The sequence below is a fragment of the Ruegeria sp. CH2 genome (genome assembly GCF_056537065.1).
The window spans coordinates 165487-173137 of record NZ_JBQFQV010000008.1 but is presented as its reverse complement, the minus strand read 5'-3'; the positions used below and the strand labels follow the sequence as shown (position 1 = coordinate 173137).

The following is a 7651-nucleotide window of genomic DNA, read 5'->3' as shown; positions in this document are numbered from 1 at the left end:
GGTCAGCCAGAAAAGGTCGCTCATATCACCACTCCATTTTTCGAGCCGTGAATCATGCAGCGCCTTGAAAATCAATGCATCCTGACCCTAGGCATCGGTAGTTAGTTCCAATGCAAAGTCGTATTCTGAGAGTGTGTTGGTTTCTTGGGGCGCGCCAATTTTCCGGTACTTATTTCGCGTCTACGTCAATCGCCTCGCCAAGTGTTTTGAGCAATTCATTCAGGTTTTCGCGCTGCGTGAGTGATAACCCTCTCAAGAGCCGATGTTGTGTTTCAACGTGATCTGAAACGACATTTTCGATTTTTGAGAACCCGGCCTTGGTCAAACGTATCAAAAAACCCCGTTTATCTTCAGGATTTGGTACGCGCTCTACCAGACCAGCCTTGACGAGCTGGTCAATCCGGTTGGTCATTGTCCCGGACGTCACCATGGTCAGGTCAAGCAATTCCCCGGGCGACAAGCCTTCAGGCTTTCCGGATCTGCGCAGAGTCGCCAGTACATCAAAGCTGGCGAGGTTAAGCCCGTAAACCTTCCAGGTTTTGTCCATCTCTTTTCTGAGTTGAGCCACCAGGCGGGAGAGACGCCCAATCGTTTCCATCGGTCCGACATCAAGGTCGGGTCGGGCTTTGTTCCATTGCGAAATGATACGATCAATGTGGTCCATGGAAGCATATTGCGAAGATTTATCTTGACGTCAAGAGAATGAGGAATATCTTGACGTCAAGATAAATGGAGATTCCTCATGAAACATCATGTCGACATCGCGCTCACTGCAATCGCGCCGCTGGTCTGGGGCAGCACGTACTACGTTACGACTGAATTCCTTCCGGCCGGGTATCCAGTCACTATGGCTGCCCTGCGGGCTTTGCCCGCTGGCCTGCTACTGCTTGTTCTTGCCCGGCAATTGCCGCAGGGTATCTGGTGGATACGCGCCTTCGTTCTCGGTGCGCTCAACTTCACCGCGTTCTGGACATTGCTATTTGTGGCGGCGTACCGACTGCCTGGCGGTGTAGCCGCAACTGTTGGGGCGGTTCAGCCTTTGATTGTCGTATTCTTGGCCGGGGTACTGATTGGTACGACGGTCAAGGTGTCTGCGGTGGTCGCGGCACTGATCGGTATCTTTGGGGTCGGACTTCTTGTTCTTGGTTCGGGGATTTCACTTGATCCGATTGGAGTGGTTGCGGGCATCGGGGGCGCAGCCTCCATGGGGGCGGGCACAGTTCTGACCCGGAAGTGGCAAGCCCCTGTGCCCCTTTTGACTTTGGCGGCCTGGCAACTCACGGCAGGGGGGCTGTTGCTGGTACCCTTGGCGCTTTTGTTTGAGCCTGCGTTTCCACCATTGAATACGCAAAACATCACCGGCATCGTCTATCTCACTCTGATCGGGGCTGCGCTGACATACATCTTATGGTTCCGGGGCGTTTCCCGGATCGAACCCGGCGCCGTTTCAGCCCTTGGTTTTCTCAGCCCGCTTTCCGCAGTCATTATTGGATGGATGCTTCTTGGTCAGGCTTTGACACCCACCCAGATCGCCGGAGCCGGGGTTGTGCTCACGGCAATCTGGCTTGGACAGCGTGCTGGGCGTATTAGCCCTCTCGTTCTTTCAGAAACTGCCCATACACACCTCGTCTCAAAAGGAGAATGCTCATGAAACTTGTCGTATTTGGTGCAACTGGCGATGTCGGTTCTCGTGTCGTGACTGAGGCGATCTCGCGTGGCCATGACGTTACCGCGGCAGTTCGAAACGAGGCAGGGATCGAAAACCTGCCCAAAGGCGCCAAGCCGATTGTTGCGAATGTTGCGGACCCTGCGGCTTTGGCCGCGGCCATGGCTGGTCAGGATCTGGCCGTAAGCGCTGTGCGCGCACCAGCCGGGCGTGAGGGCGAAGTCGTTGCTCTGACCCGTTCCATTTTGGACGCCGCATCCCTTGCAGATCTTCGGGTGATCATTGTCGGCGGTGCCGCGCGTCTGCATCTACCCGATGGTAGCCCACACACCGTCTTGACAGATCCCGACTTTCTGCCCGAGAGCATTGTTCCAACCGCGCGTGCATCCATGGCACAGTGGGAACTCTGTTCATCCGATGCCTCGGCAAACTGGACCTATGCCAGCCCATCCGCATTATTGCAGCCCGGTGAGCGCCTAGGTGTCTTCAGAACCGACACAGATAACCTGATTGTCGATGACGCCGGCAACTCAGAAATCTCCATGGAAGATTTTGCAGTGGCAATTGTAGATGAGGCTCAATCGCCCAAATATCCACGCGCCGCCTTTACCGTAGGCTATTGAACCTCCAACGACCTAGTCGTTTTGGGAGAGCGCCCCGCCTGCAGTTCGCAAGCGGGGTATTTTCTCGAATGCGGTCTCGTCACGCGACCTTACGAATACGAACAGGCCGCACCACGGCATCGACAGTCGCTGACGTAAGGCAGCTATGAGCCGATTCAACAGGGCGGTCCATGGCGGCTGGTGAGAAACTGCAGGCTCACCAATGACCGAGAAAAGCCCCATCGCCACAGGGCAGGTAAATGTCTCACCCAGGATGGCCAGACCCGGCATCACACCGACACCGGCGCGCAGATACACCTGGCTTGCGACGTCCATGGACCCTAGCGTTTGCACCAGTTTGAAATAGATCGGCAGGGCCACACCAGTGCACAAGGTCAAAAGAACGCTTGTTGCCGCCAATGCTGTTACACTCGGCGTCAAGGTCCATGGACGGTCCAGCAGCAGCTTAGCGCCCATCACCAAAACGCTCCGTCGGATCGCATGTCTGACTAAGGAAGTGTGACCACCACTCTCACGAGTGGGTTTTTCCATCTTGATCTCTGGCCAGAAACCATTCCCTGGGGAGCCGCAGCAAGCTGATGCTCAGATAATCAGCTTGGATCAAGGCAAACACGTATTTTTGATTCACTTCTGCAACATTCTTGTGAATGCTGCATTCCCGTCTCTTTTCCGCCGGATTTTGTGCTGATAAGCAATGATTGAATATCGGGATGTTAAATAGTGCGAGTGGGCAGATGAGAGCCGGAGTTAACGGTCAGGTAGCCATTTCATGGGATCAAACTGAAATCGACGGACTCGAGGACGCGCCTCTGGCGTGTCTGGCCGTCGGCGCGGCTTGGTCATGGCGCGGACAGGCGATAGTGCTGAGCGCAGAAGCCGAGAGCAGCGTCGAACAGATTGGATATGCGCGGGGCGCTGCAACCCGCATACAAAACCGCTTCCCGATTGTCCGGGAAATCTCCGGCTACGTGACCGGAGCTTTGACGCTTACCAATGGGTCGCAGCGGTTTTCAGCCAACCTTGTTGCCGACACCAATGATGCAGCGCCGACCATCGTTTTCGATGGCGCTTGCCCGCCACGGGATGAAGAATTCTGGATCGTCGACGTGACCGAGGTTGTGATGGTGCACAAGGCGGGTGTTGAAGGCGGCGGGAATGTCGTTGCCTTTCCGGCCTGAACGCGACCTGCATTTTTCTTGATGAAAGCGGTGTGACGGCAACCGTCGCTATGCGCGCAGGGGCCTGTGCTGCCTGCGGCGAACATATCTTTGCAGATATTCGAAACTGCGTTGAATGCCGTGTTGACTCTGCCGGCTTTGCGGATATAAGCGCGGCTTCATTGGTGTTGGTGGCCCCCGCAAGGGGAAGCCTGTCATGAGGGAAACCTCAAGAGGACAACGCCCTTCATAGTTGCCCGTTTGGGCATCGACCTAAAGAAGGAGATCAGCCGTGACCAAACGCACGTCTGCCAAGTACAAAATCGACCGCCGGATGGGCGAAAACATCTGGGGTCGTCCGAAATCCCCGGTCAACCGTCGTGAATACGGCCCCGGCCAGCACGGCCAGCGCCGCAAAGGCAAACTGTCGGACTTCGGTCTGCAGCTGCGTGCCAAGCAGAAGCTGAAAGGCTACTACGGCGACCTGACCGAAAAGCAGTTCCGCCGCATCTATGCCGAAGCCGAGCGTGTCAAAGGCGACACCGGTGAAAACCTGATCGGCCTGCTGGAGCGCCGTCTGGACGCCGTCGTCTATCGTGCCAAGTTCGTACCGACCGTCTTCGCTGCGCGTCAGTTCGTGAACCACGGCCACGTCAAAGTGAACGGCAAGCGGGTGAACATCCCCAGCTACCGCGTCAAAGAAGGCGACGTCATCGAAGTGCGTGACAAGTCCAAGCAACTGGCTGTTGTTCTGGAAGCTGTTGCCCTGGCCGAGCGTGATGTTCCTGACTACATCGATGCTGACCACTCGAAAATGACCGCAACGTTCGTTCGCGCACCGGGCCTGAGCGATGTGCCGTACCCGGTCATGATGGAACCGAACCTGGTCGTCGAATTCTACGCGAAGAACTGATCTTCGCATTCCGACCTGGAATTCAGAGCCGCACCTTTGGGTGCGGCTCTTTTCATTTTCAGCCCAGCAGAACGATATCTGACGCGCCTGCGCTGCGACGCAGCTCGTGAATGTCTTTTAGTTCCGGGTCGTTGATCCATCCCAGCGCCGCGTCCCGGTTGGGAAAGGAAAGTAGGGCTGCAACGTCAGGCAAGTCCGGCGTGCCGTCCAGCGCGGTTGTTTCTTTGGTGGCGTGTTCGACCTTTCCGCCATGGCGGGCCAGTGCAGGCCCGGCCTGTTCGCGATAAGCGGCCAGCGCGTCGGGATTCTTTACGGTAAGTTTTGCGTAGGCATAGATCATGGCTTTGCTCCTTGATGTGTGGGCAAAAGCTAGGGTGTGATCTGCTTTGCGAAAACGCGTGTATTTGCATCAGTGATATGCGAATTTGCATGTATGGATATTCATTGGGATGATTACCGGGCCGTACTCGCCGTGGTCCGCAGGCGCACCCTGTCCGCCGCGGCACAAGAGCTTGGCGTCAACTACACAACTGTTGCCCGCCGTATAGCCCGCGCCGAAGCTGCGACAGGCGAAGTGCTGTTCGAAAGGCTGACTGACGGGTATCGACCGACAGAAGCAGCGCACCTAGTCGCTGCGTATGCTGCCCGGATGGAAAGCGCAGAACACGCAATGCTGCGCGGTTTGTCAGGGCGGGATGCCCGGTTGGAAGGGCAGCTGACCTTAACCGCGCCGCAACTGTTAATTGCCCATGTGCTGGCCCCGGCGCTGGGCGAGTTTGCTCAAAGGCACCCTGCTGTGTCTTTGCAGGTGCGCGCGGCAAACGAGATTCTGGACCTTAATCGGCGCGAAGCCGATATTGCGATCCGGATCAGCCGCAACCCCGGCGATACGTTGAAAGGTCTGCGCCTGACGCAACAGCACAGCGCTTGTTTTGCCACGTCGGAATGGGCCGCGCGAATGCGGCAAGATCCGAATGCGCCCGTGGATTGGTTGCTTTATGAAAAGCAGCCGAACCTGCCGGACGGCGTCGACAAAATCTATCCGAACTCGCGGATACATATGCGCTTTGATGACATGGTCGCGATGGCGGCTGCCGCACAATCAGGGTTGGGCGTTGTGCGTATGCCGGTGTTTCTGGGCCGCTCACTTCGGGGCTTGGTGCAGGTTCCGGTCCTTTCACCGCAACCCTACGCAGATATCTGGATCGTGGCGCACCCGGACGTTTGGCCTTCGGCAAAACTGGTCGCGTTCCGCGATATCGCGGTGCCCTTTTTCAAACAAAAACGCCCGCTGTTTACGGCGTGATCAAATCGGCAAAGGCCGTCCTTCGGCGATTGCTTCCATCGCGAAATACGACGTGACGCTGTCCAGCTCGACCTTTTCGATCAGCCGTTGATACACCCTGTCGTAAGACGCCATATCCTGTGTGACGACTTTCAGCTGATAATCGTAGTCACCGCCAATCCGATGAAAATCCACGACCTCGGGGATCGTCAGAACGTGGCTGCGAAAGGCCTGTAGCCACTCGGCCGAATGATGCCGCGTGCGCAGCATGACAAAGACCACAAGGCTCAGGCCCAATTTCTCGCGTGCGATGCGGGCGGTTGAACCGATCAGGACGCCATCTTCGTTCAAAGCCTTCAGCCGCCGCCAGCAGGCGTTCTGCGAAAGCCCCGCACGATCCGCTAACTCCCGTTGCGACAGGGTGGCGTCCTTCTGCAGTTCTTTCAGAATGCGTGTGTCAATTTGATCCAATTTTGATGCCATTACTGATCATATGACACAAAGATTTTAAAATCTATGCAATAATAGGTGAAGTTTTCGCGCTAACAATAAATCACATTAGTCGGACAGTTAGGAGCCAATGCAATGTCCCTGTCCAAGTTTCGTGCGGAACTCTGTTCCACCGCTCACAATTCAAACCTGCGCGATGGGCTGATCGGAGAAAATGTTCTGATCCCGGGTCTGCATGGGGACGTGCCGCTTGTCTATGCGGATTACGTCGCTTCGGGTCGCGCCTTGCGGCAGGTCGAAGACTTTGTGGCGCAACATGTGTTGCCGTTTTATGCGAACAGCCACACCGAGGCCTCTTACTGCGGATCTTACATGACACATCTGCGCCGCGAGGCGCGGGCGGAAATAGCCCGCATTGTTGGTGCCCAGGAAGAGGACGCGGTGATCTTCACCGGGTCCGGCGCCACTGCGGGGCTCAACCGGTTGGTCAGCCTGCTCGGGGTGGCAGAGGCCGACCAACCGGTTGTCTTGATTGGTCCGTACGAGCATCACTCGAACATCCTGCCCTGGCGGGAAAGCAAGGCACTTGTGGTTGAAATCCCCGAGGCCGAAGGCGGCGGGGTTGATCTGGGGGCGCTGGAAAGCGCGCTCTTGACCCATGCAGGCGCAGATCTTCTGATCGGTTCCTTTTCGGCGGCGTCCAATGTAACCGGAATTGTCACAGACCCTGATCCGGTGACTCGGTTGCTCAAGGCGCACGGCGCTGTGGCGATTTGGGATTACGCCGGGGGCGGGCCTTACCTGCCGATGGATATGGGGCCGGCGGACGCGCGCAAGGATGCGATTGTCGTTTCCCCGCACAAGTTCCCGGGCGGTCCGGGGGCGTCGGGTGTTCTGATCGTAAACCGGGCTGCGGCCAAACGGAACTGCCCCAGCTGGCCGGGCGGCGGCACCGTCAGTTTCGTGTCACCGTGGCGGCATGACTACAGCGCGGACCTGTCTGCGCGGGAAGAGGCGGGAACGCCCAACGTGATCGGTGATATCCGAGCGGCGCTTGCCTTTATCGTCAAGGATGTCGTCGGCACAGAAGAAATCGCAAGACGCGAGGCGCAGTACAACCAGATGGCGCTGGACGGGTGGAAGGATAACCCGCACCTGACATTGCTTGGGGTCAATAATTCGCATCGCCTGCCGATCTTCTCTTTCCTTGTGCGCGACAACGCGGGACAGCCTGTGCATCAGCAGCTGTTTACCCGGATGCTCAGCGACGTCTACGGCATTCAGGCACGTGGCGGGTGTGCCTGCGCAGGGCCTTATGCCCACCGCCTGCTGGGGATTGACCGCGCCGCGTCCGAGGCGCTGCACGCGGCTTTGTCTGCGGGCGAAGAGATGAAGAAACCCGGCTGGGTACGCCTGAATTTCTCGTACCTGATGAGCGAGGAAACGGTTCAATTCATCATCGACAGTGTCAATGATCTGTCCCGCCGTACCGAGGAATTCGTGCCGTATTACAACGCCGACCCGGCGACTGCGCGCTTCAAGGCCGCATGATGGAAT

General features: G+C 57.2%; 10 protein-coding genes. 6 read left to right on the top strand and 4 right to left on the bottom strand.

What is annotated here, in order from left to right; all coding sequences use genetic code 11:
* Positions 1 to 169: 169 nt before the first annotated feature.
* Positions 170 to 664, bottom strand: coding sequence for a MarR family winged helix-turn-helix transcriptional regulator (locus ACR0M9_RS12960; protein WP_480773789.1), 495 nt, complete (start codon positions 662 to 664; stop codon positions 170 to 172).
* Positions 665 to 742: 78 nt separating this feature from the next.
* Here ACR0M9_RS12960 and ACR0M9_RS12955 point away from each other — a divergent pair, with 78 nt between their 5' ends.
* Both ACR0M9_RS12955 and ACR0M9_RS12950 read left to right on the top strand, forming a co-directional pair.
* Positions 743 to 1651, top strand: a complete 909-nt coding sequence (locus ACR0M9_RS12955) for an EamA family transporter (protein ID WP_480773788.1) — start codon at positions 743 to 745, stop codon at positions 1649 to 1651.
* Positions 1648 to 2289: an NAD(P)-dependent oxidoreductase gene (locus tag ACR0M9_RS12950; protein ID WP_480773787.1), complete on the top strand. Its 642-nt coding sequence runs from the start codon at positions 1648 to 1650 to the stop codon at positions 2287 to 2289. Before ACR0M9_RS12955 ends, ACR0M9_RS12950 begins: the two co-directional genes overlap by 4 nt.
* A 12-nt stretch (positions 2290 to 2301) precedes the next feature.
* Here ACR0M9_RS12950 and ACR0M9_RS12945 read toward each other — a convergent pair whose 3' ends face one another.
* Positions 2302 to 2745 carry a hypothetical protein gene (locus ACR0M9_RS12945; protein ID WP_480565296.1) on the bottom strand — a complete coding sequence of 148 codons (444 nt, stop codon included), beginning with the start codon at positions 2743 to 2745 and terminating at the stop codon, positions 2302 to 2304.
* 278 nt (positions 2746 to 3023) lie between these two features.
* Here ACR0M9_RS12945 and ACR0M9_RS12940 point away from each other — a divergent pair, with 278 nt between their 5' ends.
* Both ACR0M9_RS12940 and rpsD read left to right on the top strand, forming a co-directional pair.
* Positions 3024 to 3467: a hypothetical protein gene (locus ACR0M9_RS12940; protein ID WP_480773786.1), complete on the top strand. Its 444-nt coding sequence runs from the start codon at positions 3024 to 3026 to the stop codon at positions 3465 to 3467.
* A gap of 271 nt (positions 3468 to 3738) precedes the next feature.
* Complete coding sequence (rpsD, locus tag ACR0M9_RS12935) at positions 3739 to 4359, top strand: 30S ribosomal protein S4 (RefSeq protein WP_170374584.1); 621 nt, start codon at positions 3739 to 3741, stop codon at positions 4357 to 4359.
* Positions 4360 to 4417: 58 nt separating this feature from the next.
* Here rpsD and ACR0M9_RS12930 read toward each other — a convergent pair whose 3' ends face one another.
* On the bottom strand, positions 4418 to 4699 hold the full coding sequence (locus ACR0M9_RS12930) for a DUF1330 domain-containing protein (RefSeq protein WP_480482308.1): 282 nt from the start codon (positions 4697 to 4699) through the stop codon (positions 4418 to 4420).
* 93 nt (positions 4700 to 4792) lie between these two features.
* Between ACR0M9_RS12930 and ACR0M9_RS12925 the strand changes: the two genes are divergently transcribed.
* Entirely contained in the window at positions 4793 to 5665 is an 873-nt protein-coding gene (locus ACR0M9_RS12925) for a LysR family transcriptional regulator (RefSeq protein ID WP_480773785.1), read from the top strand.
* On the opposite strand, the gene ACR0M9_RS12920 is transcribed toward ACR0M9_RS12925, so the two are convergent.
* Positions 5666 to 6127 carry an Lrp/AsnC family transcriptional regulator gene (locus tag ACR0M9_RS12920; protein WP_480773784.1) on the bottom strand — a complete coding sequence of 154 codons (462 nt, stop codon included), beginning with the start codon at positions 6125 to 6127 and terminating at the stop codon, positions 5666 to 5668.
* 102 nt (positions 6128 to 6229) lie between these two features.
* Between ACR0M9_RS12920 and ACR0M9_RS12915 the strand changes: the two genes are divergently transcribed.
* A complete protein-coding gene (locus tag ACR0M9_RS12915) occupies positions 6230 to 7645 on the top strand; it encodes an aminotransferase class V-fold PLP-dependent enzyme (RefSeq protein WP_480773783.1) in 1416 nt (471 codons plus the stop codon).
* Positions 7646 to 7651: the final 6 nt, after the last annotated feature.